At 51.6% G+C, this 25,724-nt stretch carries 26 protein-coding genes and 1 pseudogene; 17 read left to right on the top strand and 10 right to left on the bottom strand.

Annotated elements, in window-relative coordinates; all coding sequences use genetic code 11:
* Nucleotides 1-8: 8 nt before the first annotated feature.
* The 10 genes and pseudogenes from JWZ98_RS20570 to tssJ all read left to right on the top strand — a co-directional run bounded on the left by JWZ98_RS20570 (nt 9) and on the right by tssJ (nt 8,949).
* A complete protein-coding gene (locus JWZ98_RS20570) occupies nt 9-485 on the top strand; it encodes an SMI1/KNR4 family protein (protein WP_129871448.1) in 477 nt (158 codons plus the stop codon).
* A 92-nt stretch (nt 486-577) separates the two neighbouring features.
* The gene (locus tag JWZ98_RS20565; protein ID WP_205451286.1) at nt 578-1,675 is read left to right on the top strand and encodes an IS5 family transposase; all 1,098 of its coding nucleotides are present in this window, start codon (nt 578-580) and stop codon (nt 1,673-1,675) included.
* Nucleotides 1,676-1,925: 250 nt separating this feature from the next.
* Entirely contained in the window at nt 1,926-2,507 is a 582-nt protein-coding gene (locus JWZ98_RS20560) for an RHS repeat-associated core domain-containing protein (RefSeq protein ID WP_240348118.1), read from the top strand.
* Between the two features lie 77 nt (nt 2,508-2,584).
* Nucleotides 2,585-2,884 carry a hypothetical protein gene (locus JWZ98_RS20555; protein WP_205451561.1) on the top strand — a complete coding sequence of 100 codons (300 nt, stop codon included), beginning with the start codon at nt 2,585-2,587 and terminating at the stop codon, nt 2,882-2,884.
* 81 nt (nt 2,885-2,965) lie between these two features.
* Complete coding sequence (locus JWZ98_RS20550; RefSeq protein ID WP_205451560.1) at nt 2,966-4,063, top strand: IS5 family transposase; 1,098 nt, start codon at nt 2,966-2,968, stop codon at nt 4,061-4,063.
* A gap of 525 nt (nt 4,064-4,588) precedes the next feature.
* A complete protein-coding gene (locus JWZ98_RS20545; RefSeq protein WP_205451559.1) occupies nt 4,589-4,987 on the top strand; it encodes a barstar family protein in 399 nt (132 codons plus the stop codon).
* 52 nt (nt 4,988-5,039) lie between these two features.
* The gene (locus JWZ98_RS20540; protein WP_240348117.1) at nt 5,040-6,278 is read left to right on the top strand and encodes an integrase; all 1,239 of its coding nucleotides are present in this window, start codon (nt 5,040-5,042) and stop codon (nt 6,276-6,278) included.
* Between the two features lie 39 nt (nt 6,279-6,317).
* Nucleotides 6,318-7,556, top strand: a pseudogene (locus tag JWZ98_RS20535) (IS256 family transposase).
* A gap of 108 nt (nt 7,557-7,664) precedes the next feature.
* Nucleotides 7,665-8,000, top strand: a complete 336-nt coding sequence (locus tag JWZ98_RS20530; protein WP_205451558.1) for a hypothetical protein — start codon at nt 7,665-7,667, stop codon at nt 7,998-8,000.
* Between the two features lie 442 nt (nt 8,001-8,442).
* Nucleotides 8,443-8,949: a type VI secretion system lipoprotein TssJ gene (tssJ, locus tag JWZ98_RS20525; protein WP_205451557.1), complete on the top strand. Its 507-nt coding sequence runs from the start codon at nt 8,443-8,445 to the stop codon at nt 8,947-8,949.
* A 56-nt stretch (nt 8,950-9,005) separates the two neighbouring features.
* Here the strand turns inward: tssJ and JWZ98_RS20520 are convergent, their stop codons facing one another.
* The 8 genes from JWZ98_RS20520 to hemB form a co-directional block, all read right to left on the bottom strand.
* Nucleotides 9,006-9,293, bottom strand: coding sequence for a hypothetical protein (locus tag JWZ98_RS20520; RefSeq protein WP_205451556.1), 288 nt, complete (start codon nt 9,291-9,293; stop codon nt 9,006-9,008).
* Between the two features lie 60 nt (nt 9,294-9,353).
* A complete protein-coding gene (gene prlC / locus JWZ98_RS20515; protein ID WP_205451555.1) occupies nt 9,354-11,393 on the bottom strand; it encodes an oligopeptidase A in 2,040 nt (679 codons plus the stop codon).
* A 34-nt stretch (nt 11,394-11,427) separates the two neighbouring features.
* Nucleotides 11,428-12,792 (bottom strand): HDOD domain-containing protein, encoded by a 1,365-nt coding sequence (locus JWZ98_RS20510; RefSeq protein WP_205451554.1) that lies wholly within the window; start codon nt 12,790-12,792, stop codon nt 11,428-11,430.
* A gap of 1 nt (nt 12,793) precedes the next feature.
* The gene (locus JWZ98_RS20505; RefSeq protein WP_205451553.1) at nt 12,794-14,083 is read right to left on the bottom strand and encodes an HDOD domain-containing protein; all 1,290 of its coding nucleotides are present in this window, start codon (nt 14,081-14,083) and stop codon (nt 12,794-12,796) included.
* 4 nt (nt 14,084-14,087) lie between these two features.
* Nucleotides 14,088-15,368, bottom strand: coding sequence for an HDOD domain-containing protein (locus JWZ98_RS20500; RefSeq protein WP_205451552.1), 1,281 nt, complete (start codon nt 15,366-15,368; stop codon nt 14,088-14,090).
* 73 nt (nt 15,369-15,441) lie between these two features.
* Nucleotides 15,442-16,290, bottom strand: coding sequence for a shikimate dehydrogenase (aroE, locus tag JWZ98_RS20495; RefSeq protein ID WP_026147041.1), 849 nt, complete (start codon nt 16,288-16,290; stop codon nt 15,442-15,444).
* Nucleotides 16,277-16,852 (bottom strand): hypothetical protein, encoded by a 576-nt coding sequence (locus tag JWZ98_RS20490; protein ID WP_205451551.1) that lies wholly within the window; start codon nt 16,850-16,852, stop codon nt 16,277-16,279. The genes aroE and JWZ98_RS20490 overlap by 14 nt, the downstream gene beginning before the upstream one ends.
* Nucleotides 16,853-16,874: 22 nt before the next feature.
* On the bottom strand, nt 16,875-17,891 hold the full coding sequence (gene hemB / locus JWZ98_RS20485) for a porphobilinogen synthase (protein ID WP_205451550.1): 1,017 nt from the start codon (nt 17,889-17,891) through the stop codon (nt 16,875-16,877).
* A gap of 139 nt (nt 17,892-18,030) precedes the next feature.
* On the opposite strand from hemB, the gene JWZ98_RS20480 reads away from it, so the two are divergent.
* The 4 genes from JWZ98_RS20480 (at nt 18,031) to JWZ98_RS20465 (ending at nt 20,899) form a co-directional block, all read left to right on the top strand.
* Nucleotides 18,031-18,678: an ABC transporter substrate-binding protein gene (locus JWZ98_RS20480; RefSeq protein WP_225892924.1), complete on the top strand. Its 648-nt coding sequence runs from the start codon at nt 18,031-18,033 to the stop codon at nt 18,676-18,678.
* Nucleotides 18,679-18,729: 51 nt separating this feature from the next.
* Complete coding sequence (cmoA, locus tag JWZ98_RS20475; protein ID WP_240348116.1) at nt 18,730-19,476, top strand: carboxy-S-adenosyl-L-methionine synthase CmoA; 747 nt, start codon at nt 18,730-18,732, stop codon at nt 19,474-19,476.
* The gene (gene cmoB / locus JWZ98_RS20470) at nt 19,473-20,444 is read left to right on the top strand and encodes a tRNA 5-methoxyuridine(34)/uridine 5-oxyacetic acid(34) synthase CmoB (protein ID WP_205451549.1); all 972 of its coding nucleotides are present in this window, start codon (nt 19,473-19,475) and stop codon (nt 20,442-20,444) included. The genes cmoA and cmoB overlap by 4 nt, the downstream gene beginning before the upstream one ends.
* 128 nt (nt 20,445-20,572) lie before the next feature.
* Nucleotides 20,573-20,899 carry a helix-hairpin-helix domain-containing protein gene (locus JWZ98_RS20465; protein WP_171697329.1) on the top strand — a complete coding sequence of 109 codons (327 nt, stop codon included), beginning with the start codon at nt 20,573-20,575 and terminating at the stop codon, nt 20,897-20,899.
* Between the two features lie 95 nt (nt 20,900-20,994).
* On the opposite strand, the gene JWZ98_RS20460 is transcribed toward JWZ98_RS20465, so the two are convergent.
* Both JWZ98_RS20460 and thpR read right to left on the bottom strand, forming a co-directional pair.
* Nucleotides 20,995-21,342: a phenylpyruvate tautomerase MIF-related protein gene (locus tag JWZ98_RS20460; protein ID WP_205451548.1), complete on the bottom strand. Its 348-nt coding sequence runs from the start codon at nt 21,340-21,342 to the stop codon at nt 20,995-20,997.
* 23 nt (nt 21,343-21,365) lie between these two features.
* Entirely contained in the window at nt 21,366-21,872 is a 507-nt protein-coding gene (gene thpR, locus JWZ98_RS20455) for an RNA 2',3'-cyclic phosphodiesterase (protein WP_205451547.1), read from the bottom strand.
* A 433-nt stretch (nt 21,873-22,305) separates the two neighbouring features.
* On the opposite strand from thpR, the gene hxlA reads away from it, so the two are divergent.
* The 3 genes from hxlA to tkt all read left to right on the top strand — a co-directional run bounded on the left by hxlA (nt 22,306) and on the right by tkt (nt 25,708).
* Nucleotides 22,306-22,953: a 3-hexulose-6-phosphate synthase gene (gene hxlA, locus JWZ98_RS23315; protein WP_033159179.1), complete on the top strand. Its 648-nt coding sequence runs from the start codon at nt 22,306-22,308 to the stop codon at nt 22,951-22,953.
* Nucleotides 22,954-22,956: 3 nt separating this feature from the next.
* Nucleotides 22,957-23,490, top strand: a complete 534-nt coding sequence (gene hxlB, locus JWZ98_RS23310; RefSeq protein WP_020483686.1) for a 6-phospho-3-hexuloisomerase — start codon at nt 22,957-22,959, stop codon at nt 23,488-23,490.
* A gap of 202 nt (nt 23,491-23,692) precedes the next feature.
* Nucleotides 23,693-25,708 carry a transketolase gene (gene tkt, locus JWZ98_RS20445; protein WP_205451546.1) on the top strand — a complete coding sequence of 672 codons (2,016 nt, stop codon included), beginning with the start codon at nt 23,693-23,695 and terminating at the stop codon, nt 25,706-25,708.
* The last annotated feature ends 16 nt before the right edge of the window (nt 25,709-25,724 follow it).

Genomic DNA, 25,724 nt, shown 5'->3' with positions numbered 1-25,724 from the left:
TGCAGAATATGGTGTCAAGAATACTTTTCTCAAAGGGGGGAGTAAATTTATCTTCAGAAGATATTGGAGATATTCAGCAACATTTGAATCTCGTTTTGCCGGAAGAATTGGTCAATCATTATTTAATACATAATGGCGGTATACCTTCAAATAGTTTTTGGATTTTGGAGGATGGCTGTTCTCTATGGGTTAAAAAATTTTTGCCTATGAAATTCCCGGTTGGAACCGAGCGGACTTTGGAAGATAGTTATTTACTGATGGTTGCAAAGAATGTAATGCCCAAAGGATTGATCCCGTTTGCCATTGATCATGGGGGAAATTACTTTTGCATCGATACATCTGGCGAAGTTTACTTTTATGCGGTTGACAGATGGGATGAAGCGTTGAGTGACGAACAAAATCATGAGAAGGCAAAAAAGAAGTTAGGCGTGTCTTTTCAATTGTTTGTAAACCAGCTTGTCGAAACTGACGAATTTGAAGATTAGCAGGCTGGTGAAAAACTCGAAAAGCCAAGTAAGCTAAGGCATAGATGAGCCGCCAACTGTTAAAATAGGCTACCTAAATTTGGAGCCTTTCAATGCGCGGACACGATGCCATCCAAAACAACTGGTTCAGCTACATCAACCTGGAAGACCGCATTCCCAAGCAGCATCCGTTGCGCCGTTTACGGCTGTTGGTCGATGGCGTACTGGCCTCGATGGATGCCGTCTTTGCCGCGCGTTACTCGCACACTGGCCGTCCCTCGATTGCCCCCGAAAAACTGCTGCGCGCCTTGCTGTTACAAGTCCTGTATACGGTCCGTAGCGAGCGTCAGTTGATGGAACAACTGGACTACAACCTGTTGTTTCGCTGGTTTGTTGGTTTGGGTATCGACGATGCTGTCTGGGAGCGCAGCGTGTTCAGCGCCAACCGCGAACGCCTGCTGTCCGAAGCCCTGAGTCGCGAATTTTTTGAGCGGGTACTGGCCATAGCCGAATGGCAAAATCTGGTGTCCGACGAACACTTCAGCGTCGACGGTAGCCTCATTGAAGCCTGGGCCTCGCATAAAAGCTTCGTTAAAAAAGACGGCAGCGGCCCGGACAAACCCGCCGGCCGCAATCCCGAGGTCGACTTCAGCGGCGAAAAGCGCAGCAACGCCACCCACCACAGTACGACCGATCCCGAAGCCCGGCTTTACAAGAAAGGCGAATACACCGAGGCCAAACTGCGTTACATCACCCATGCCTTGTCCGAGAATCGCAACGGCCTGATTGTCGATGTCGAAACCACTCAAGCCACCGGCACCGCCGAAATCGAAGCCGCGCAAAAAATGATCAAACGCCGCGTGCCCAAAGGCGGCAGCGTCGGTGCCGACAAAGGCTACGACCAAGCGGCGTTCGTCAACGGACTCGAGTCCCGTGACATCAAAGCCCATGTGGCCCGCAAAAAGACCGGCAGTGCCGTCGATGGCCGCACCGCGCGCGGCAAAGGTTACGCCCAAAGTCTCAAGCGCCGCAAAATCGTCGAAGAAGCCTTTGGCTGGGTCAAAACGGTCGGCGGCCTGCGCAAAACTCGTCACATCGGCTTAGCCAAAGTCGCGGGTCAGGCCTTGTTTTGCTTTGCCGCCTACAACCTGACGCGCATGCTCAACCTATTGGTGTTCACGCCGAAACCGGCGTGGAGTGCGCCCGCCTAGGGTGAAGTTCGCCTGAAAACCGTCCACAGACGGCTTCAGGCGAATAAAAAGCCCTTGAAACCGGGGCAAAACGCTTGAAACTCGATGTCATGACCGATTTCAACTCGAAAAAATCACTTACATCGTGGGTAAGGGGAAATATCGGCGGGTTTTTCACCAGCCTGTTAGGCCGCTTAGGCAAAATTAGCCGTATATTAGTCTTATCCAGGGAGACGTACTGATTCGTCGCCAAGTCCAGAATCAGAAAGCTTTGTCCTCGTTGGGCCGGCAACCTGATCTAAGAAAAACGCGGCAAGGCCGGCCAATCGTCACCCGCTACCAATACGATAGCGATAACCGCCTGGTCCGCGCCGAAACGCCGCAAGAAATCAGCGAATACCGCTACGACGCCCTGGGCCGGCGCATCGCCAAACACACCGCGCAGGGCGAAACCCGCTTTCAATACGACGGCCCGCGCCTGCTGGCGGAAACCGATAGCCAGCGCAACCGCACCTACCTATTCGAACCCGGCAGCTTCCGGCCCTTGGCGCTGCACGAACAAGACCACACCCAAGCCGGCGGCAGCACCTACCACTACCACCTGGACCATCTCGGCACGCCCAGGGAGTTGACCGACAGCCAAGGTAAAATCGTCTGGTCCGCCCGCTACCGCGCCTACGGAAACCTGGCCCTGGCCGATGTTCAAGAAATCGACAACCCGCTGTGTTTCCAAGGCCAGTATTACGACCAAGAAACCGGCTTGCACTACAACCTGAATCGATATTACGATCCGAATGCCGGGCGGTTTGTTCGTCAGGATCCGATTGGACTGTTGGGCGGGAGCAATCTATAAGGCTTTGGCGAAGCGACTCAATTTTTCTGGATCAAAATCCTCTGGTTGTCTTAAAGAAAAATTTTAGGGGTATGTGTATGCTCGAGATAAATCAAATTCGCGTGGATGATGATGTTCTTTCGTCGGTAATCAATGAAACATTCTTATCTGACTCTAAAAAAATAGATATTTTTATCGAAGCAGAAAGGTTTGATAATATTGATGCCGAAGTCTCTAGATTCTTGGATGCTGTTAATTATTTTATAAGCCATAAAGAAGGAATTGAAAAATTAGTTATAGATAAGGCTTTTGAATACTATTGTGATAATGTCTTAACTAAGAAGTTGCTGTACGAACAAGTATTCGAAATTACAATTGATCCTTTAACAGGCTGGTGAAAAACTCGAAAAGCCAAGTAAGCTAAGGCATAGATGAGCCGCCAACTGTTAAAATAGGCTACCTAAATTTGGAGCCTTTCAATGCGCGGACACGATGCCATTCAAAACAGCTGGTTCAGCTATGTTAGCCTGGAAGACCGTATTCCCAAACAGCATCCGTTGCGTCGTTTACGGCTACTGGTTGATGGCGTATTGGCCTCTATGGATGCCGTCTTTGCCGAGCGTTACTCGCACACAGGCCGTCCCTCGATTGCCCCTGAAAAACTGCTGCGCGCCTTGCTGTTACAAGTCCTGTATACGGTCCGTAGCGAGCGTCAGTTGATGGAACAACTGGACTACAACCTGTTGTTTCGCTGGTTTGTCGGTCTGGGCATCGACGACGCCGTGTGGGAACGCACAGTGTTCAGCGCCAACCGCGAACGCCTGCTGTCCGAAGCCCTGAGTCGCGAATTTTTTGAGCGGGTACTGGCCATAGCCGAATGGCAAAATCTGGTGTCCGACGAACACTTCAGCGTCGACGGTAGCCTCATTGAAGCCTGGGCCTCGCACAAAAGCTTCGTTAAAAAAGACGGCAGCGGCCCGGACAAACCCGCCGGCCGCAATCCCGAGGTCGACTTCAGCGGCGAAAAGCGCAGCAACGCCACCCACCACAGTACGACCGATCCCGAAGCCCGGCTTTACAAGAAAGGCGAATACACCGAGGCCAAACTGCGTTACATCACCCATGCCTTGTCCGAGAATCGCAACGGCCTGATTGTCGATGTCGAAACCACTCAAGCCACCGGCACCGCCGAAATCGAAGCCGCGCAAAACATGATCAAACGCCGCGTGCCCCAAGGCGGCAGCGTCGGTGCCGACAAAGGCTACGACCAAGCGGCGTTCGTCAACGGACTCGAGTCCCGTGACATCAAAGCCCATGTGGCCCGCAAAAAGACCGGCAGTGCCGTCGATGGCCGCACCGCGCGCGGCAAAGGTTACGCCCAAAGTCTCAAGCGCCGCAAAATCGTCGAAGAAGCCTTTGGCTGGGTCAAAACGGTCGGCGGCCTGCGCAAAACTCGTCACATCGGCTTAGCCAAAGTCGCGGGTCAGGCCTTGTTTTGCTTTGCCGCCTACAACCTGACGCGCATGCTCAACCTATTGGTGTTCACGCCGAAACCGGCGTGGAGTGCGCCCGCCTAGGGTGAAGTTCGCCTGAAAACCGTCCACAGACGGCTTCAGGCGAATAAAAAGCCCTTGAAACCGGGGCAAAACGCTTGAAACTCGATGTCATGACCGATTTCAACTCGAAAAAATCACTTACATCGTGGGTAAGGGGAAATATCGGCGGGTTTTACACCAGCCTGTTAAGCTTGGCAGAAGAGGCGGGACGGCTTATAAGGCTTGTTAAGATATATATTGATCTGGAAGCCGATTGTCCCAGTAACATAGGATTGTCCTTTGATTGTTATTGGGACCCCGAGCACGGACTGGGTATTAAGCTTAGAAACTTAAACGAATGTGAAATAGGGGGGGCAGATATTGCTTTTCTATAAAGAGCCATGAATAAGTTGTAGGCTGAAGAAAACCTACTTATGCGCGATTCAGCTCTTGAGTAATCGTAAGCATGAACGCGAGTCGTAAACAGTCAAGCAGGAGCGATTACTACACATGGACTCACTATGGAGACGCTGGAAATCCGGCGTTTGTGCAAATCAGGTAATTACGATGTCAGATACCCAAGGATTTATTACTGCTGATTCAATAAACGCCGAATTAATAGTTTGCGAGTGTCAGCAAAATGGGTGGCTGATTTACACGCTTCCTTCCAACATTTGCTCTAAAGATCAGTTCTTTAAAGCGGTCCGCGACAATTTACCATTGGAACCTCCACTACAAAACAAGAAGAGCTGGGATGCGCTCGCGGATTCATTGTGGTCGGGGCTAGATAGCCTACCGGATAGTAATATTCTTATCATATGGCCGGACACCACAACCATGAAAACAAAAGCTCCTGAAGATTTTGATATTGCAATGGAGATATTGATGGATCTGCCGCATTCCCTCGCGAATGCAAAACTAACTTTAGGAAAAACAAAAAATCTCTTAATATTATGCGTGCTTTGAAGCCCGCGTAGGTACGATAGCGACAACCGCCTGATTCGCGCCGAAACGCCGAATGGTACGACGCAATACCGTTGCCCTGGGCCGGCGCCTCGCCAAACGCACCGCGCAATGCAAACCCGCATTCAATATGACGGCACGCGCCTATTCGCAGAAACCGATAGCCAGCGCAGCCGCACCTAGGGCCACGAAACAAACGATCCTAAACGAGTTTTGCGAAGTCTGCGGCTACGCCCGTAAGTACGCGATCCGTTTGCTGAATCGAAAAGCCAAGCCAACCGCTTCGCCTAGCAAACGGCCCGGCCCCAAGCGGAAATATCAAGCCGAGGTGTTGCTGGAGCCATTGAAGCGCATCTGGTTTGCTAGCGATCAACTGTGCGGCAAGCGCCTGAAAGCCGCGATACCGATCTGGCTGCCTCATTACGAAGATCAATACGGCCCCTTGGCGGATGGCGTGCGCGCCGACTTGCTCAAGGTGTCGGCGGCGACCTTGGATCGCTTGCTCAAACCCTTGCGCGTCCAGCACCCCAAAGGCTTGTCCGGCACCAAACCCGGGTCTCTGTTGAAAACCCAGATTCCCATCCGCACTCATCACTGGGACGAGACCCAGCCCGGTTTTGTCGAAGCCGATACTGTCGCTCACTGTGGCAATTCGCTGGCCGGCGATTTCGTCTGGAGCCTGACGATGACGGACATTGTCACCGGCTGGACCGAATGCCGGGCCACCTGGAATAAAGGCTCGCAAGGTATCCTGGAACAGATTCAGGCCATCGAGAACCTGTTGCCATTCCCTTTGAAAGGCTTCGATTGCGACAATGGTTCTGAATTTCTCAATCATCACCTGGTTCGCTATTTCACCGACCACCCGCAAAAGCCGGCGTTTACCCGCTCCAGGCCTTACAAGAAAAACGACAATGCCCACGTCGAGCAGAAAAACTGGACTCACGCCAGGCAATTATTCGGCTACGACCGGCTGGATAATGCCGCGCTGGTGCCGTTGATGAACGCGGTCTACAGCACGCTTTGGTGCCCTTTGCAGAATCATTTCTGTCCCAGTCTGAAACTGCGGAAAAAACACCGAGACGGCGCCAAAGTCGTGAAAAAATACCATGCCCCGCAAACCCCTTACCAACGGGTGATCAATCATCCTGACATTCCGGAAACCACCAAACAGACTCTCCAGGAACATCATGCCAAACTCAATCCATTTGCTCTTAAGGCCGCCATTGAGCAACAATTGAAACTCATTTTTTCACAAGTCCAGGTTACCTCTAATGTGAGGCAACGACTCTGATACTTCGGTTACCTTTTTCTATGAGGCAATACGGATAGTTTGACTGATTTATTAAGAAGCGGTGCCCGCGCCTTGATTCAACAGGCTGTTGAAGCGGAACTCCAAGCCTTTTTGAATGACTACGGGCATGTCACGGATTTAAAAGGCCGCCAAACGGTTGTTCGCAATGGGTATTTACCCGAGCGGGATATCGTCACCGGGGTGGGTAATGTGGCCGTCAAAATCCCCAAGGTTCGAGACCGTTCCGGCGGTGGCATCAAATTCAACTCGACCTTGGTGCCGCCTTATGTTCGTAAGGCCAAGCGTGTGGAAGCGGCATTGCCCTGGTTGTATTTGCGAGGCATTTCGACGGGTGACATGCAAGACGCCTTGTCGGTGCTGCTGGGGGCAGAGGCGAAAGGCTTGTCGCCAGCCGTGGTCAGTCGCTTGAAAGCGCAGTGGGCCGATGATTATCACGCCTGGCATCGGCGGGATTTGTCGAATCAGCGTTATGTGTATGTGTGGGCGGACGGCATCTATTCGGCCCTGCGCGGCGAAGATGATCGCTTGTGTCGTTGGTGATCATCGGGGTCAATGAGCACGGTGAAAAGCGGCTCCTGGCACTCTCGGATGGCTATCGAGACCCGGTAGAGCTGCGAAGCAGAATCCAAGGCATCCTGGCTGAGCGTGTTGCAGGATTTGCAGACTCGCGGCTTAGAGGACGCGCCGAAACTCGCCACGGGCGATGGCGCCCTGGGCTTTTGGGCGGCGGTGAATGAAGCCTGGCCGCAGACACGGACGCAACGCTGTTGGGTACATAAAACGGCGAATGTACTGGCGGCATTACCGGATTCGATTCAGGCTAAAGCCAAGGCAGGCTTGAAGGAAATCTGGATGGCGGAAACCCAAGCTCAGGCGAGCAAAGCCTTTGACAGCTTCCGGCGTGACTTTGAGGCCAAATACCCCAAAGCAGTCAATATTCTGGAAAAAGACCGTGAATCGTTATTGGCGTTTTACGACTTTCCCGCCGAGCACTGGGTACACATTCGCACCACCAATCCGATCGAATCGAGCTTTGCGACCATTCGCCATCGGACGACGCGGACCAAGAACTGCGTGTCACGGAATACGCTACTGGGCCTGGTGTTTCAATTGGCACTGACTGCCGAAAAAAGTTGGCGCAAGATACGCGGATTTAAACAACTACCGGATGTGATCAACGGCATTCGGTTTCAGGATGGCATTGCTGCCATCTCTGAATCAGATAATGGGGAAGAAAATCAGCACGTCGCCGCCTGATTCAGTTCGTCTGTACACCAGATTTGACTATTTCTCCGTTGGAAGGGGGGCGAAACAAATGGGGCGGCGTCACCGATTTCAAGTAGAAAATTATTTAGAGGAGTGGTTATGTTAAAAAGCTATTTAGGATTTGAAACTTTAAAAAATGAAATTAACGAGCTTCCCATGGCGGGTAGGATCTATACCAAGCCAAAGATCAATAAAGATAATATTGTCGCGGCTGAGTTTGTTGTTATTTCAAGTGACGAAGTTGAAGATTATTCCAAAGAAAGTGGTGGGCTTATTCCCAGTCAACTTGCTGGTCAGGGGTATTACTCCTGGCTTGAGTCTCCAAATTTCAGTGATATTATTTTACTTAAGATTGAGCATGTGCCAAATGCAACATTGCAGGAATTTATAGAGGCTGTTTTTTTCTATTTAGAAAATGATGCATTTATAGACTAGTGAATGGTGCAAGTATGAATAGGGTAACTTCCAATATTAAGCCCACAATAGCCTATGATTTGCAGTGGTAACTAATAAAGCCTGCGTAGATACTGTTAGCTTCAGTGCAATCGTAAGCCTGGAAATGCACTGATTCGCTGTGAAGTCCTGAATTAGACGGCCCTCTTTCGGCGGCACGTGATTTAAGAAAAGCGCGGCAAGGCCGGCCTCATTGTCAGCCGCTACCAATACTATAGCGACAACCGCCTCATTCACGCCGAAACGCCCAAACGCCGAATGGCACGACGCAATACCGCTACGGCGCCCTTGAGCCAGCGCAACCGCATCTAACCAAGTTGAAAAACTAGCCCGCCGGCCGAGTAATTACCGGAAATGAATCCTTGTACTGTGACTGTGTGCCTATGGCAGAATGGCGTTAACTAATTTTTAAAGGGATAGTCGTATGTTGTTAGCCAGATTACTGCCAGTTTTTTTTGCCTCGTTGTTGGCTGCGTGTGCAGAGGTGCCTGAGCAACCGGCTCCGCCACCGCCAACAGTCGTTGAGCTAACGCTAAACAGCACCGCCTCAATTAACCCCGACGCCGACGGTAAAGCCTCGCCGTTGGTGTTAAGAATTTATGAATTGCGGGAGCAAAGTGGTTTTAACGGTGCCGATTTTTTTGCCATATTCGATAAAGAGCAGGCTACTTTGGCCGCCGATCTGGTACGCAAACAAGAGTTGGTGATAAAGCCCGGCGAGAACAAATCCTTGCGGATCGAGCCGGCTGCGGATACCCGGGTATTGGGGTTTTTTGCGGCTTTTCGTAAATTGGATAATGCCGGCTGGCGCACTTTGACCGAGTTGAAGGCGCATCAGAACAATGCGGTGTTACTGAAGCTGGATGCCAATAGTCTAACCGTGACCAATACGCCGACGGAACCCGCACCCGCAGCAACTAAAGAAGATTAAGTGGAATAACGACAGGGGCTATGGGTTAATTTTTAGTCCCTGAGCGGTTTAAGCAATTAAAAAACCGGCACCACCAGCACAAACACGAACGCTATTAAGGTCCAAATCACGATCTTGGTTTTTAAGGGCGTGTTGAGCCACAGGGTTTTCAACGCAGCTCTCAGGGCTTGTGGGCGGTCTTCGGCGGCGCGAATGCGTTTAAGCGTACCTTTTAGCGTCAGGCTTTCCTGCTTTTGCTGTTCTGCGTACAGCAATTCGTCGAGCTGGGAATAAAACACGTCGCAACTCGGACATTTAAATGCCTCGCCCAACCTGGGCTGGCCGCATTGCGGGCAGTTTTTCATTTTCGCTCCTGAAAAACTCGATTGCCTTGATGACGAGCACCAAGGCAATCCAGGAAACATTTACGCGGCGATACCGTTATGTCTGAGCAGGGCGTCGATATTGGGTTCTCGGCCGCGGAAGTTTTTGAATAAGGTCATCGCATCGCTGCTGCCGCCTTGCTCCAGGATGTTGTGCAGGAAAGACTCACCTGTATCGCGGTCGAAAATGCCTTTCTCTTCGAACAAGGAAAATGCGTCCGCCGACAACACTTCCGCCCATTTGTAACTGTAATAACCGGCGGCGTAACCACCAGCGAAAATATGCGAGAAGCTATGGGCGAAACGGTTGAATTCCGGTACCTTGACCACGGCTACCTGGTCACGCACCTGTTTGAGGATGGTATAAATTTGTCCGCCCTTGGCCGGAGCGTAATCCCGATGCATCTTGAAATCGAATAGGCTGAATTCCAGTTGCCGCACCATCATCATGCCGGCTTGGAAGTTTTTTGCCGCCAACATTTTGTCGTACAACGTATCGGGCAGCGGTTCACCGGTTTGATAATGACCGGAGATTAAGCCCAGCGCTTCTTTTTCCCAGCACCAGTTTTCCATGAATTGGCTGGGCAGTTCTACCGCATCCCACTCGACGCCGTTGATGCCCGAGACACCGAGGTGATCGATCTGGGTCAACATGTGATGCAGACCGTGGCCGAATTCGTGAAACAGCGTTTCCACTTCGTCGTGGGTCAGCAAGGCCGGGTCGTTGCCAGTCGGCGGGGTAAAGTTGCAGGTTAAATACGCCACCGGTGTTTGTAGTGCATCGCCGACTTTTTTACGGCAGACGCAGTCGTCCATCCAGGCGCCGCCGCGCTTTTTGGCGCGGGCGTATAAGTCCAGGAAGAAGCGGCCGCGCAATTGGCCGTGTTTATCCAGGATTTGATAAAAGCGGGCGTCGGGGTGCCAGGTGTCGAAGTCTTTGATTTCGCTGATTTGCAAGCCATAGAGTTTTTCGACGATGGCAAACAGGCCGGGCACGACTTTGTTGTCGGGGAAATAGGCTTTCACTTCTTCTTGCGACAGTTGGTAGAAATGCTGGCGCATTTTTTCCGAGTAATAGCCGATGTCCCAGGCTTGCAAGTCGTTTAGGCCGTGCTTGGCGGCAGCAAACTCTTTCAATTCAGTCAAATCCCGGCGGGCTTGGCGCCAGGATTTGTCGGCCAAATCTTCCAGAAACTTCACCACATCTTCGGTGGATTTGGCCATTTTAGTAGCCAGCGAATATTCGGCGTAGTTGTTAAAGCCCAGCAATTGGGCTTTCTCGTGGCGCAGCGCCAGGATTTGCTCCATCAATTCGGAATTGTCCCATTGCCCAGCATGTGGGCCTTGATCGGAGGCTCGGGTGCAGAATGCCTCATAATGTTCGCGGCGCAGTTCGCGGTTGTCAGCGTAGGTCATCACCGCCAGATACGACGGGAATTGCAGGTTGATCAACCAGCCGTCTTTGCCTTCCGCTTCGGCGGCTTGTTTGGCTTGGGCCAGAGCCGATTCCGGCAGGCCGGCCAAATCGTCGAGATGGGTAATCTGTTTGTGCCAGGCGTTGGTGGCGTCCAGTAAATGTTCTTCGTATTGACTGGCTAGTTTCGATAATTGCTGGTTGATTTCTTTATAACGCGCCTGTTGTTCGGGCGGTAAATCCACGCCGGACAAATGAAAGTCGCGCAGGGCGTTGTTGATGATTTTTTGTTGGGCGCGGTCGAGCTCGGCAAAGTCCGCGCTGTCGTGTATGGCTTGGTAGACCTCGTACAAGGCGCGGTTTTGGCCGGTTTCTGTGGCGTATTCGCTGAGTTTGCCGAGGCAGGCATTGTAGGCATCACGCATCGCTTCGCTGTTGACTACCGAATTCATGTGGCTGACCGGCGACCAAGCCTTGTTCAAGCGGTCTTCGGCGGCTTCGATCGGTTCGATCAGATTTTGCCAGGTGTAAGGTCCGCCGGCTTGCAGTTGCCGGTCTATGGTTTGCCGGGCTTCGGTGAGTAGCTGGCTGATGGCCGGCTCCACGTGTTCGGGCAGGATTTTAGAAAATTGCGGTAGTTCGGTGTTTTCGAGCAAAGGATTGGTCATGTCGGTAGCCAGTCTGATATGAATATCGGGAAAATTAGGATAATAAATGCATGGCGGCGTTGACCCGGTTTTGGGCTTTTTTCAACACCATCAAGGAAAAATCAGGGTTGAGTTTACCGTGATTTAGTTTGCTGTAAGACGGAATCGAGTTGATATAAGGCAGATCTCGGGCATTGCCGGAACCGAAATAGCTGTGTAATTTGGCGAGGATGACGATGTCGGTCATCGTTAGTTCAGGGCCGCTGTCGTACAGCCAGTTTTCTGCTTGATGCGGAATGTTGCCCAGTTGTTCGGGAAAACCCAGGGTGTGCAGCATCAGTACGCCGACCGGGCCGCGTAAATAGGGCAGTGCGGTTTTTAGTTCCTGAAAGCTGGGGCCGCCGTCGGGAAATTGTTCGGCAAAATGCAGTAAGGGAATCGCGCCGATGTCGGCAATCAAACCGCCCAGCAGGGCGTCCTCCGGGTTGATGTTGCTGCACTCCTGGGCCAAGACAAAGCTTAAACTTGAGACATACAGGCTGTTTTTCCATAAGGCCTGCATGCCTTTCATGAGTTCCGGGTCGGTGCAACTGAATAATTGTTTCATGCTGATGCCCATCACCAAATTCCGCGTCGCATTCAGGCCGATGCGAGCTACCGCGTCATGGCAATTGTTGATCGGTATTTCCGTGGCATATAAGGGGCTGTTGGCCACCTGGATTAATTTCGCCACGATAGGCGGGTCCAGCTGAATAATCTCAGCGGCTCCACGGATACCGATGTCTTTTTGCACCGCATCTTTTAGTTTCAGGGCGACATCGGGTAAGGAAGGCAGGCGCAGTTTGTTTTCCCGATAGGCTTGTGCGAAGCTGTTGAAAAAGCGGCTGCCGTTGATCGGCTCCGGTAGTTGAATGTCGACCAGTTCCACGCAATTGGCGCTTTCCTGACTTTTATCTGTCCATAAGCGGTTGAGTTGGATAGGGATTTCCAAAATACGCACGTCGCTGAGCGCCGTGGCGGTAGCGCCGCAGCGGCTACCGCTGTTCAACGGCAGATTGGCTAGCGTGGAATCGGCGTCGATTTGATAGTGGCTATCGCTATCCGGTTGCATCGATAGTTGGCCGGCCAACAAATACAGTACGCTGCTGGTCGGTTGCCCCAGGGTAAAAATAATCGCCCCTTTGGCGTAGGCCAAACTGAGATGCGGCAGCGAGCTTAGGGCTGCGTCATCGAGATCGCGTAAGGGTGCGAATTTTTTCAGCTGTGCGACGCTAAGCGCTTGCCGATGAGTGCTGCTGGGTTTGGATACTGGGTTGTCGGTTGGTAGGCTACCCCGGTGTTCTGCACCAGGCGGCACGGCTTTCCGGCTTGGTTTGTTGGCGGTGGTGTTTTTTTCCAGTAGCTTGGAAAACCAATTCATCTTATGTCCTGAAAAAATTGATGGCCTCGGCAATTTGTTGTTTTGCGTCCTGTAATGCCTTCAGAGACATATCCGGCGTCAGTGCGCTATCGTCCAGTTTTTGAAAGGCAGGCAAGGTGTTTAGCGGCGGCAGTTTCTGGGTGTTGGCGCCGCCGAGTTGGCTGTGAAATTTAGCTAACAGCACAACGTCATAGAGTTGCAGGCCCTGGCCGTCGTCAAAGTACCAATTTGTGGTATTGACGGGAATTTGCTGGAAACTATCGGGGAAATGCCATTTTTTCAAAATATGGGTGCCCAACAAACCTTGCAGGCAGGCGATGCTGGCCTGTAATTCTTCTTCGGTATAGCGTGACATGTCCATGCTTTCGGCAAAAGTGACAATCGGTAAGGCGCCGATGTTGTGAATTAGCCCAGCCAGTAAGGCTTCGTCGGCGTTTACTTTTCGGGTAAGCCCGGCCAGCGTGTGGCTGAGGCTGGCAATCTGAATGCTTTGTTTCCAAAGTGTCTGAATAATGTTGTTCAGTTGCCGGTTGCGGCTTCTGAACAGCTGGTGCAGGCTGATGCTGGTAACCAGGTTTTGCGTGGTTTTAAATCCTAGCCGATTCACGGCATCATGGCTACTGGTGATGGGGTTGCTGCCGCGGTAGATCGGGCTGTTTGCCACTTGAATCAGTTTGGAGGATATAACCGGGTCCAGGTTTAAAATCTTCACCGCATCGGCGATGCTGATGTCCTTTTGCAAGGCGCTACGCAAGCGCAAGGCAACATCCGGCAGGCTGGGAACATGCAGGTTGTCGGCTCTGAACGCATCGCAAAAGCTATCGAAAAAAAAGCTGTTTCGCAGCTGGGGCGGAATGCTCTTCGGGTTGATCAGCGGATTGTTGACGGGTTTGCTGCTGTGCTGCAAGTTGGACAGCGGCATGTAGATGACTTGGGTAGGCGATTTGGCTATCGCGCTGAAGGCGTGTTCGCCGGATGTTGCCAGAGGATAACAGGCTTTAAAGGTGTCGGCTTCGACCGTATAACCGGCGCCATTATTCGCTTCCAGATAGACGTTGCCAGTGTAGAGATAGCTTAATTGTTCCGCCTCGGCGCCGCGGTTAAATATGATGTCGCCGGGGTTAAAGTTTCGCATGGTCACCGGTATCGCCAGCAAGTCCGCCGCCGGTAAGTCCCCCAGCGGGATGAGCTTTTGCAGATAGCTCAAGGGCAGTTGGTTGACGGCTGCTGGGGAGGGGCTGCTCTCTGTCGGCGTTTTGTCCGGGGATTTTTTTAAAAATTTCCAGATCATGCGGCTAGGAGGAAAAGATGCTCAAAGCTTCGTGAATTTTAGTTTTGGCATCGTGCAGGATGGCCAGCGTATTTTCCGGAGACAAAGAGAAGTTTTTCAATTTGGCCGCCGCCGGAATGGCGGTAATCGCCGGCAAATCGGCGGTCGCTGTTTTGCCGATCAGGGCATGGAGTCTGGACAGGACCACTATATCGGTCACCGTCAAGGTATCGCCGCTGTTTTGAAACCAGTCGCTGGACGATTTGGCTACGTCGATGAACTCTTCGGCAAAATCCCATTCCTTCAACACTACGGCGCCGACCGGGCCTTTGATGATGGGCATGGCTTCCAGGATTTCGGCGTCATTATGGTATTCGGGTGGTAAGTTGGCGGTAAAACTTAGAAAGGGAATTACGCCGATGTCGCAGACCAGTCCGGCCAGTAAGGCATTCTCAGGATTTTGCTGCATACTGTGGCTGGCCAGCACATGGCACAGGCCGGACAGATAAAGGCTTTGCTTCCACAGATCTTCCAAATGATTTTTAATCAGCGGCGATTTGCTTTTGAAAATCTGCTTCATACTCAGCGCCGTTACCAGGTTGCGCGTGGCATTCAAGCCGATACGCACGACAGCGTCTTTGCAGTTTTTCGCTGGTACGTTGGTCAGATATAACGGGCAATTGGCGACTTCGATCAATTTCGCGGAGATGGCAGGGTCCAGTTGGATGATTTTGACGGCTTCGTCGATGTTGACATCTTTTTGGATGGCTTTGCGTAAATTGATCGCCACTTCGGGTAATGAGGGGATTTCTATCTCGTGGTCGTTATTTTCGAAGTGTTCGACGAATAAGCTCAATAGCCGATTGTGATGCAACTCTTCCGGGATAGATAGTTTGCCGTGGTCTTGGCGACTCGGCGTCAGCATGATTTTCAGGGATACCCGCAACAGGTCTATCTCGGTTTTGGCGGTCGCGGTGGCGGTGTGCTTGATACCGCTGCATATCGGGAATTTGGCTTGTGCGCTGCCTGCCGATATTTCATAGCTTTTGCCGTTGTGGTCGGCCAGGATCACTGTGCCGCGCAACAAATACATTGCGCAAGTCGCTTGCTGGTTGACGCTGAACAAGGTGCTGCCGGCTGCCAGGGTTTCGACGTGATTTTCAGTGGCGAAAGTTTGTAATATCTCGTCGCTTAAATTCCTGATGGGGAATAACTGTTTTAGAGTTTCCGGCGTAATGCGTTGCCCACCGCTCTGCGGTTTGCCTTTAGCTTGGGATTTTTCAAAAAAAGCTCTAATTCCACTCATAGTATTCCAGTAAACGTTAATGGCGGGCGGTTTGGGGAGATTGTTACCATGGACATCGCCCCGGTCAATAATTTCATCCGTTCGTGTTGTGCAATTCTCTTTCGGCGTTTAACAGGCCAATTACGGGCGATGTGTGCGGACGCACGCCTCGCCAAATAAAGAACGCTTCGGCGGCCTGCTCTACCAACATGCCCAAGCCGTCCAGGCTGTGCGCGGCGTTATTCGCCAAGCCCCATGTCACAAATGCGGTGGCTTGGTTGGCATAAGCTAGATCGTAGCAACTACCGCCCGCTTTCAACAGCGCGGCGGGCAAGGGCGGCAAATCGCCGCTGAGGCTGGCCGACGTGGCGTTGATGATCAAATCGAATTGGCGATCTATAAGATTAGCGTAATCGCAAGCTTGCACCGCGCCTAGTTCCGCGAAATCCTCGGCAATAGCTTGGGCTTTGCCCGCATTGCGATTGACGATGACCAATGTCGATGGCCGTTGTTCCAGTAGGGGAGGGACGATGCCGCGTGTGGCGCCTCCTGCCCCTAGAATCAAAATCTTGGCGTCCTTCAGCGTGATGGCATGGTTTATTGTTAAGTCGTTAAGCAAGCCGATGCCGTCGGTGTTGTCGCCCAAAATGCTGTCATCCGCTTGGCGGACTAAGGTGTTGACGGCTTTTGCTTGACGAGCGCGCTCTGTCAGTTGGTCGGCATATTGCCAAGCCAGTTCCTTGAGCGGGACGGTGCAATTCAGGCCTTTGCCGCCTTCGGTGAAAAAATGGGTCGTCGCCGCTGCAAAAGTTTCCGCAGGGACCTCCTGGGCGACGTAGTCCATGAGTTGGCCGGTTTGCTCGGCAAATAATTTATGGATGCGCGGTGATTTACTGTGGCTGATCGGTTGGCCGAATACCGCGTAATTATCAATTTTCATCATCGGTACTGTATTTGCTGCGCCAATATTCCCAGAGGAAAGTGCAGGCTATCACCAGCACTCCCAGCCCTATACTGATGGGCATAAAGTTCTCGAAATAAGCCACGATCAGCGCGCAGGCTGCCAGGAAAAAGCCGAGTAAGCTGTACTGCCAACCGATGCGGATGCCATCCAGCAGGGTGGCTAAGGCCAGGATCAGCAAGATAACCAGGCTGGCGCTTCTGTCGGATAACTGCTCGGATTTGTTAAGCAATGCGGCGGCTATCACCACAACCAGCGTATGCAGCCAATGCAGCCCTTGGGCCTTGACGATGTCGCCAAAGTCGTTGTCGTTGGTTCGGGTTTGTAACCAGGAGACGAAAATCGACAGCATGCCAAACACGATCACCATGAATAGCCAATAACCATAGCCATCGTGCGGGTTGAATTCGGTAATCGCGATGCCGGTCAGCGATAAAACGACCAGCAGGATAAATACCGCCTGTTCCAGGCCGAAGTAACGTCGGCGCTGTTTGGGTGGATCGTCAGTCGAATGACTGTCATCAAAATCAAAGTCTTCGCTCATGCCGGGTCCGTTTGTCTGGTTGTTATAGTTGTTTTAGCCACTGGGCAGCGGATTTAGCGTAATAAGTCAGTATCGCGTCGCAGCCGGCGCGCTTGAATGCCAGCAGGGATTCCATCACCACTTGTTGTTCGTCCAGCCAGCCGTTTTGCGACGCGGCTTTCAGCATCGCATATTCGCCGCTGACCTGATAAGCAAAGGTCGGTACACCGAATTGTTCCTTGGCGCGGCGGATGATGTCCAGATAGGGCATGCCGGGTTTGACCATGATCATATCGGCGCCTTCGCGTAAATCCAGCGCAATTTCCCGCAAGGCTTCATCGGAATTGGCCGGGTCCATTTGATAGCTGTATTTATTCCCGCCGCCCAGATTACCGGCCGAGCCGACCGCATCGCGGAAAGGGCCATAGAAACTGGAGGCGTATTTGGCGGAATAGGCCAATATTCGGGTGTTGATATGGTCATGTGATTCCAACACGGCTCTGATCGCACCGATGCGGCCGTCCATCATGTCGGAAGGGGCGACGATGTCGGCGCCGGCTTCGGCATGCGACAAGGCCTGTTTGCACAGGACTTCGACGGTTTCGTCGTTGACGACATAACCTTGGTCATTCAGTAACCCGTCCTGACCGTGCGAGGTAAAAGGGTCCAAGGCAACGTCGGTGATGATCCCCAGTTCCGGCAGGGCGTCTTTCAAGGCCCGAACGCAGCGTTGTGCCAAGCCGTCAGGGTTGTAAGCTTCTTCCGCGCTTAAGGATTTTTTGTCCGGATTGGTTACCGGGAATAGGGCGATGGCGGGTACGCCCAGATTTAATAAGGTTTCGGCTTCGCGCAGCACCAGGTCGATGGATAATCGGTTGACGCCCGGCATGGAAGCGACGGCTTCTTGTTTGTTATTGCCCTCGATAACAAATAGCGGGCAGATCAAGTCGTCGCTACTTAAGCGATTTTCCCGCATCAGCCGCCTTGAAAAGGCCTGATAACGCATGCGACGCATCCGGGTGGCCGGGAAAAAGTCGTTAGGGTGTGACATCTCTTCCATAGTAATATAATAGGGTACTCGCTGGCCCGATGGGCTGGCTGGAATCTGGAGCCGGGTTAGCGCTTCGGCCTTTATTTTAGCAGTGTATCGAATGAAGGCGGTTGAAATTAGCCGGCGATACCTTTTTGAGATGGTTTTTATGAATATCAAACGTCATATGCATTTTATATTTGTTGTGGTTTTTAGCTTGTTTGCCGGCATGTTTTTGTCCTTGCCCGCTAGCGCGGCCGATTTGAGCGAGCCGCAACGCACCATTGAGGATGCGTCCAACAAGTTGAAGCAACGCTTACAGGATCCTGCCTTTCCGCATGATTTCCAAAAAATCAATGCCTTCGTCCAGGAAGTCATTTATCCGAATGTGGATTTCGATCTGATTTCTTCCCTGGTGTTGGGGAAAATGTGGAAGGATGCTTCGCCGGCGGAAAAGGAGAGCTTTAAAAAGGAGTTTCAAGTGTTGTTGATCAGGACCTATTCCCGAGCTTTCTTTGAATTTAAAGATTGGTCCGTGCGGTTTTTGCCGATTACCCCGGAAGAAGACGAAAGAAAAGTCCTGATTAAAACCGAAGTGCTGCAACCCGGTTTGCAGCCTATCGCTGTTAACTATCGGATGCTGAACGTCAAAGGCCAATGGAAAGCCTATGACATCATGATCGAAGGCGTCAGTTTGGTGACCAACTATCGTACCAGCTTCAAAAACGAAGTGGAGCGCACCGGTTCGTTGCAAGAGGTCATCAACCAATTAGCCAAGCGCAATACCGAAGCATTAAACAGCAAAAATAATTCATAAGTTTTTCCCTCTCTTATTGTTCCCGGTTGTGCCGTTTAGGGGCAGCCGGGAATGACCATCAGTATGCAATCCGCTAAAGACTCTCTGTACGCCAGTCCGCTGGGCGAAATCAACGCATTTGCTTTCGACGAAACTGTCGTCAAAGTCTTTCCCGACATGATCCAGCGCTCTGTTCCCGGTTACAACACTATTATCTCGGCGATCGGTTTATTGGCGGCACGTTTTGCCAAGGAAGACAGCGTTTGCTACGACTTGGGCTGCTCGTTGGGGGCTGCAACCTTGGCTATGCATCAGCAAATCACCACTAAGAATTGCCGAATCGTTGCTGTGGATTGTTCCGCGGCAATGGTCGAGCAATGCAGGCAAAATCTGGCGGTTGCATCCGGTGGTGGGGCCGAGATAGAAATTTTATGTGCCGATGTTCGCGATATTGCGATTAGCAATGCCTCTGTAGTGGTGCTGAATTTTACGCTGCAGTTTATTCCGCTGGCTGATCGGCAGGCTTTTTTGGCCAAGATTTATCGTGGCTTGTTGCCGGGCGGGATTTTGATTTTGTCCGAAAAACTGGCGTTCGACGATGCTCAACAGCAGGCTTTGCAGATTGATATGCATCATTTATTTAAAAAAGCCCAAGGCTATAGCGAGCTGGAAATCAGCCAGAAGCGCAGTGCTTTGGAGAATGTGTTGATACCGGAAACCTTTGCCGCGCATCAACAGCGCTTGAAGTTGGCGGGTTTCGCCAGCGCGGAAGTTTGGTTTCAGTATTTCAACTTCGCTTCGATGATTGCATTGAAATGACGCTATACGAAGGTCTTTATCAAGCATTGGCGGCGGCCGGCGACGAAGTTTGGGTAAACCGTTTGCCTGAGCAATTGGCGGCGGCTTTTGCGGATTCGTCGCATGGCGATCTGAAGCGCTGGCAACAGGTGGTAGAGGATTTGCCGGATTTGATGCCGTCGAGTGTCGATTTGTTGGAGAGCGTCAGGATAGGTCAGGCAGAGGATATTTCTGATGAGATACGGGCCGGTTTGCGCGAACAGTTGATGCAGTTGCATCCTTGGCGAAAAGGACCTTATCGGATATTCGACATTGACATCGATACCGAATGGCGTTCGGATCGGAAATGGGACAGGGTGAAAGACCAGATCGCACCGCTACGAAATCGCTTGGTTTTGGATGTTGGTTGCGGCAACGGCTATCATTGTTGGCGGATGTTCGGTGCGGGAGCGCGATTGGTGGTTGGCATTGACCCGACATTGCTCAGCGTAATGCAGTTCCAGGCTATCCGAAAGCTGTACGGCGAAGCGCCGATTTATCTGTTGCCGTTGGGGATAGAAGATGTGCCGCCCAACATGGGGCTATTCGATACGGTGTTTTCGATGGGGGTGTTGTATCACCGCCGCTCGCCCATCGATCATTTGCTGGAATTAAAGGGCTGTTTGCGCGCTGGCGGTGAATTGATTTTGGAGACTTTGGTTGTTGAAGGGGACGCGCAGCATGTCTTGGTGCCTGAGGGGCGTTATGCGCAAATGCGCAATGTGTGGTTTTTGCCAAGCTGCGCAGCTTTGATGTTATGGATGCGCCGCTGCGGGTTTAAAAATATTCGCTTGGTGGATGTTTCCAAAACTTCTGTCGAGGAGCAGCGCAGTACCGAATGGATGCGGTTTCATTCTTTGGCGGAATTTTTGGATCCGCATTCTCCGGATTTAACTCGTGAAGGCTTGCCGGCGCCGGTTCGGGCTGTGATTGTGGCTAGTGCCGATTAATCAGTGGATTTTTGTTTTTGAATTGTAAAATTTAAAGAACAGGCTAAGATTGGCTAGCTTGAAAAGTCAGCTGATTAAGTGTGTGCTGATTAGTCCAGGCAGCCCTAAAATCCAATCGGAGAAAATCCATGAAAAAGTTATTTGTACTTTTTATGCTGTATTCTTTTGCCGTATTTGCTGAACCAATCAATATCAACCAAGCGGATGCCGAAACCATTTCCAAGGCCTTGACCGGGATAGGCCCGAAGAAGGCCGAGGCGGTGGTTCAATATCGTAAGGAACATGGCGATTTTAAGACATTGAAAGATCTGGAAAATGTGTCTGGAATTGGGGAGAAAACCGCGCAACAGAATGAGAAGAATATTTTGTTTGGGGATTCTGCTCCCGCTACGGCTGAAAAAATTGCTAAGCCAGAGAAGCCGGAAAAGCCTCAAGAAACTAAAAAGCCCAAATAAGGCGACTGAGTTGGCGCGCTTGGGCTTGGTGCGCCAACTCATTGAGTCTGTTTTGTCTGAAATACACGGTCGTATTTATTCGACGTCCGGGTCGTTTAGCCAAATGTCGAGCCGTTCCAACCCCAAAAATCAGCCGGACAGTTATTGAACTCGATATAAATCCGATCCTGAGGGATTGAAATCCGGGTGTTGAGCAATTGGCATATCGATGCAGACAAGTTTTTGGCTTGGCTACTGCTCAGGCCAATGCTCTTGCATTCCAGATATGCCAAGGGGGCAGTGCTGCCGGCAAACAGCATGGCGTCGTTTTGCTCAATGCTAATCATGATGTAGCGCTCCGGTTTGCCGGTCTCTTTGGACACCAATTGCGGCAGTTCGCCTAATAATTTTGATTTCAGTTCGGTATCGAGCACTGAGTTGGTGTTCAATTTTAAAAAGGGCATGATCAGTCTCCTGTTTTGGGGTGCTAAATTGCCGGCCAGCGTTGGATAATTCGATATTCAACGCCATCCGGACCTGAGCAGGATTCTACCAAGCAGAATCCTATTGATTGCCAAAGTATGGGGGCGAAATCGAAATCGATTGCCGAACTAGCCTTTTTAACTAAAGTGACATGCGGCTTGAATAGTCTGTTTTCGATGGGTATCCCTTGTTGTTTGGCTATGCGGGCCAAGTTTTCGTTTAATGTCGACACGCTTTGATCGAACTGGCTGGCGGTCAGGCATAGCACGGCAGGTTTTTTCCAGAAACTCAGGCGGTCAAAATTTAACGTTATCAGCGGTGTTGGCATTTTTCCTGCCTCCCTGGTGATTATGGCCTGTTGTTCTGCAGAAATTCTCCCTAAAAACAACGCGGTGACATGTAAGTTTGCTTCCTTAACGGGTTTTCCGGTTCGGTTTAGTTGGCTGATTAAAGCCGCGCATTGTTGCCTGGCGTTTTGTTCCGGCCATAAGGCAAAAAAGAGACGTTTCAAGCTGTTCCTCTCCGGTTGTTGTTAGATCGAGGTATGACTTTTTCATCTTTTCGATGGCAGGCAAAATGCTGCGATTTGGGTGTCGAGAGCTGGTGATCAGGCTAAAGGATGCTGTGTAATTGCGGCGAGGATAGACAATTAGCCAAAAAAATATCCAGATTTATCAGTTCGTAAGCGATGAATCCTAAAATTGAAATTGAATTTTGCTCGGTTTGCCTGCGGTTTTGTTTAGCCTAAGCTTACGCCGCGGACTTGTCTAGTAACAATTTGTTCGCATAACCTGTAGGCTGCGCGCAGTTGCTAAGCATTGACATATATCCCATTTCTACCTTACAGTTACAAATGCATCACACGTACGTGACAAGCCTAGCGGGTTGTGGCAATTTGCAAGAATCGGCTATTACTAAAAATTAAAACTTTCGGAGCACATCACATGGCAAGACCATTAATTCAAATGGCGTTGGATTCACTGGATTTCAACCAAACCGTTGCGTTGGCAGATCAAGTAGCACCCTATGTCGATATTTTTGAAATCGGCACTCCTTGCATTAAATACAACGGTATCAACCTGGTTAAAGAACTGAGACAACGTTACCCTGACAAATTGTTGTTGGTTGACCTGAAAACCATGGACGCAGGCGAATACGAAGCGGGTGCTTTCTATGCTGCTGGCGCGGACATCTGCACCGTATTGGGCGTATCCGGTTTGGCCACTATCGCTGGCGTTATCAAAGCTGCGAAAAAACACGGCGCTGAAACTCAAATCGACTTGATCAACGTGGCCGATAAAGCAGACTGCGCAAGAGAGTCTGTCAAATTGGGCGCGCAAATCGTTGGTATTCACACTGGTCTGGACGCGCAAGCAGCCGGTCATACACCTTTCACCGATTTGAACGATATCGCTCGTTTGGGTCTGAATGTGCGTATCTCTGTTGCTGGCGGTATCAAACAAGCGACTGTACAACAAGTCGTTGAAGCTGGCGCTAATATCATCGTTGTTGGTGCAGCTATCTACGGTGCTCCTTCACCTGCTGAAGCAGCTCGTGAAATCCGTGAATTGGTTGATGCGGCGGCGGTATAAGTCATGCATCAGCAGTTAATTATTGACAAAATCTCAGGGATTCTGGAAGCGACACCCGATTCGCATGACAAAACCTTGGTGGACATGCTGGATCAGGCTAAGCGCATTTTTATATCGGGCGCTGGCCGTTCAAAGCTAGTCGGCAATTTCTTTGCCATGCGTTTGATGCATGGCGGCTACGACGTTAGCGTTGTGGGTGAAATTGTTACGCCAAGCATCAAAGCTGGCGATTTGTTGATCATTATTTCCGGCTCCGGTGAAACCGAGCAGTTGATTGCCTTTACCAAAAAAGCCAAAGAAGTCGGCGCAAAGATTGTGTTGATTTCGGCTAAGGACGATTCAACGATTGGCGACATGGCTGATGTCACTTTGCAAATCGGCAGATCAGAACAATACGGTAAAGTCAAAGGCATGCCTATGGGTACTGTGTTTGAATTATCTACCTTGTTTTTCCTGGAAGCGACAATTTCGCATGTAATCCATGACAAAGGTATTGCAGAAGAAGAAATGAGATCAAGACACGCCAATTTGGAATAACTTAGCGTGTAAACCTGTGGCCGGAGCAATTCGGTCACGGGTTTTTTACATTACATTCGGGTGTCAAGGCGATACCGATTCCAGCAGTCTGAATGAACGAGAGTGTGGTTTTGGTCTTCCTTGTATTTACCAGCCTCAGCCAGAGTGATGTTTGAGTAATCGAATGTCGCAACTAAAATAACAAAATAAAAAGGAGACCAACATGCCTTCGCGCCGAGACTTAGCGAACGCCATCCGCGCACTTAGCATGGACGCCGTACAGAAAGCCAACTCCGGGCACCCCGGTGCCCCGATGGGGATGGCCGACATCGCAGAAGTATTGTGGAACGATTTTCTGCAACACAACCCCAGCAACCCTAAATGGCCCAACCGCGACCGCTTCATTTTGTCCAACGGCCACGGCTCCATGCTGATTTATTCCTTGCTGCACTTGGCCGGCTACAACCTGCCGATCGAAGAACTGAAACAGTTCCGCCAACTGCACTCACAAACCCCAGGACACCCTGAATATGGCTACACCGAGGGCGTCGAAACCACCACGGGTCCCTTGGGACAAGGCATCACCAATGCCGTCGGTTTCGCTTTAGCCGAACGCACCCTGGCCGGCCAATTCAACCGTCCCGGTCACGACATCGTCGACCACCACACCTACGTATTCCTGGGTGACGGTTGCTTGATGGAAGGTATCTCCCACGAAGCCTGCTCCCTGGCCGGCTCCATGAAACTGGGCAAACTGATCGCCTTCTACGACGACAACAACATCTCCATCGACGGCGAAGTCCGTGGTCATGGCAACGTTGCCGGCTGGTTCCTCGACGACACCCCGAAACGCTTCGAAGCCTACGGCTGGCACGTCATTCCTAAAGTCGACGGCCACAACCCCGACGCCGTCAAAGCCGCGATTGAAGAAGCCAAAAAAGTCACCGACAAGCCTTCTATCATCTGCTGCCAAACCATCATCGGTTTCGGTTCGCCGAACAAACAAGGCAAAGAAGAATGCCACGGCGCCGCTTTAGGTGAAGCTGAAATCGCCCTGACCCGCGAAAAGCTGGGCTGGCCGCACGCGCCGTTCGAAATCCCTGCCGACATCAAAGCCGCTTGGGACGCCAACGCCAAAGGCGCCCAACTGGAAAGCGCCTGGAACGCCAAATTTGCTGCCTACAAAGCCGCACATCCGGAATTGGCAGCCGAATTCGAACGTCGCGTGATCAAAAACCAACTGCCTGCCGATTGGGCTGAAAAATCCAAAGCGTTTATCGCTGCGGTGGATGCCAAAGGCGAAACCATCGCCAGCCGCAAAGCCTCACAAAACACCTTGAACGGCTTTGGCCCCCTGTTGCCCGAACTGCTGGGCGGCTCTGCCGACTTGGCCGGCTCCAACCTGACCCTGTGGTCCGGCTGCAAAGACGTCAACCAACCGGGCTTCGATGGCAACTACGCCTACTACGGTGTGCGTGAATTCGGTATGTCCGCCATCATGAACGGCATCACCCTGCACGGCGGCTTCAAACCCTACGGCGCCACCTTCCTGATGTTCTCGGAATACGCCCGTAACGCCCTGCGCATGGCCGCGTTGATGAAAATCCCGACCATCTTCGTTTACACCCACGACTCCATCGGTCTGGGCGAAGACGGCCCGACCCACCAACCGGTCGAACAAACCGCCACCCTGCGCATGATTCCCAACATGCACGTCTGGCGTCCTTGCGACGCCGTCGAGTCGGCCGTTTGCTGGAAAGCCGCTATCGAACGTCAAGATGGACCGAGCACCCTGATCTTCTCTCGTCAAAACCTGCCGCACGTGCCTCGCACCGCCGCACAAATTGACGCGATCAGCAAAGGGGGCTACATCCTGAAAGACAGCGACGGCGCGCCGGAAGCCATCATCATCGCCACCGGATCCGAAGTGGAATTGGCGTTGAAAGCCGCTGACGCATTGAGCGCGAAAGGCAAAAAAATCCGCGTGGTGTCATTACCGTCTACCAACGTCTTCGAAGCGCAAGACCAAGCTTACAAAGACAGCGTATTGCCGCCAAGCGTGACCCAGCGCGTGGTAGTAGAAGCGGGAGTAACCGACAGCTGGTGGAAATACGCCGGCAGCGCGGGTAGAGTCGTAGGATTGGACCGTTTCGGCGAATCGGCCCCGGCAGGTCAGCTCTTCAAAGAGTTCGGCTTTACCGTGGACAATGTCGTCGCTAATGTGGAAGCCGTTCTTTAATTTTGTAAACTTAGGT

Origin of the sequence: Methylomonas sp. EFPC1 (assembly GCF_016925515.1) — a bacterium.
Classification (GTDB): Bacteria; Pseudomonadota; Gammaproteobacteria; order Methylococcales; family Methylomonadaceae; genus Methylomonas; species Methylomonas defluvii.
Note: the sequence above shows the minus strand (reverse complement) of the source record. Positions and strands in the feature narration are given on the sequence as shown.

Coding starts and splice junctions, on each gene's coding strand:
- JWZ98_RS20565 (WP_205451286.1), top strand. CDS start 578: ATGCGCGGACACGATGCCATCCAAAACAACTGGTTCAGCTACATCAAC.
- JWZ98_RS20480 (WP_225892924.1), top strand. CDS start 18,031: ATGAATATCAAACGTCATATGCATTTTATATTTGTTGTGGTTTTTAGC.
- cmoA (WP_240348116.1), top strand. CDS start 18,730: ATGACCATCAGTATGCAATCCGCTAAAGACTCTCTGTACGCCAGTCCG.
- prlC (WP_205451555.1), bottom strand. CDS start 11,393: ATGACCAATCCTTTGCTCGAAAACACCGAACTACCGCAATTTTCTAAA.
- JWZ98_RS20520 (WP_205451556.1), bottom strand. CDS start 9,293: ATGAAAAACTGCCCGCAATGCGGCCAGCCCAGGTTGGGCGAGGCATTT.
- JWZ98_RS20555 (WP_205451561.1), top strand. CDS start 2,585: ATGCTCGAGATAAATCAAATTCGCGTGGATGATGATGTTCTTTCGTCG.
- JWZ98_RS20540 (WP_240348117.1), top strand. CDS start 5,040: ATGGTACGACGCAATACCGTTGCCCTGGGCCGGCGCCTCGCCAAACGC.
- aroE (WP_026147041.1), bottom strand. CDS start 16,290: ATGATGAAAATTGATAATTACGCGGTATTCGGCCAACCGATCAGCCAC.
- hemB (WP_205451550.1), bottom strand. CDS start 17,891: ATGGAAGAGATGTCACACCCTAACGACTTTTTCCCGGCCACCCGGATG.
- JWZ98_RS20510 (WP_205451554.1), bottom strand. CDS start 12,792: ATGAATTGGTTTTCCAAGCTACTGGAAAAAAACACCACCGCCAACAAA.
- tkt (WP_205451546.1), top strand. CDS start 23,693: ATGCCTTCGCGCCGAGACTTAGCGAACGCCATCCGCGCACTTAGCATG.
- hxlB (WP_020483686.1), top strand. CDS start 22,957: ATGCATCAGCAGTTAATTATTGACAAAATCTCAGGGATTCTGGAAGCG.
- JWZ98_RS20505 (WP_205451553.1), bottom strand. CDS start 14,083: ATGATCTGGAAATTTTTAAAAAAATCCCCGGACAAAACGCCGACAGAG.
- JWZ98_RS20550 (WP_205451560.1), top strand. CDS start 2,966: ATGCGCGGACACGATGCCATTCAAAACAGCTGGTTCAGCTATGTTAGC.
- JWZ98_RS20570 (WP_129871448.1), top strand. CDS start 9: ATGGTGTCAAGAATACTTTTCTCAAAGGGGGGAGTAAATTTATCTTCA.
- JWZ98_RS20545 (WP_205451559.1), top strand. CDS start 4,589: ATGTCAGATACCCAAGGATTTATTACTGCTGATTCAATAAACGCCGAA.
- JWZ98_RS20500 (WP_205451552.1), bottom strand. CDS start 15,368: ATGAGTGGAATTAGAGCTTTTTTTGAAAAATCCCAAGCTAAAGGCAAA.
- hxlA (WP_033159179.1), top strand. CDS start 22,306: ATGGCAAGACCATTAATTCAAATGGCGTTGGATTCACTGGATTTCAAC.
- JWZ98_RS20530 (WP_205451558.1), top strand. CDS start 7,665: ATGTTAAAAAGCTATTTAGGATTTGAAACTTTAAAAAATGAAATTAAC.
- cmoB (WP_205451549.1), top strand. CDS start 19,473: ATGACGCTATACGAAGGTCTTTATCAAGCATTGGCGGCGGCCGGCGAC.
- JWZ98_RS20460 (WP_205451548.1), bottom strand. CDS start 21,342: ATGCCCTTTTTAAAATTGAACACCAACTCAGTGCTCGATACCGAACTG.
- JWZ98_RS20490 (WP_205451551.1), bottom strand. CDS start 16,852: ATGAGCGAAGACTTTGATTTTGATGACAGTCATTCGACTGACGATCCA.
- tssJ (WP_205451557.1), top strand. CDS start 8,443: ATGTTGTTAGCCAGATTACTGCCAGTTTTTTTTGCCTCGTTGTTGGCT.
- JWZ98_RS20465 (WP_171697329.1), top strand. CDS start 20,573: ATGAAAAAGTTATTTGTACTTTTTATGCTGTATTCTTTTGCCGTATTT.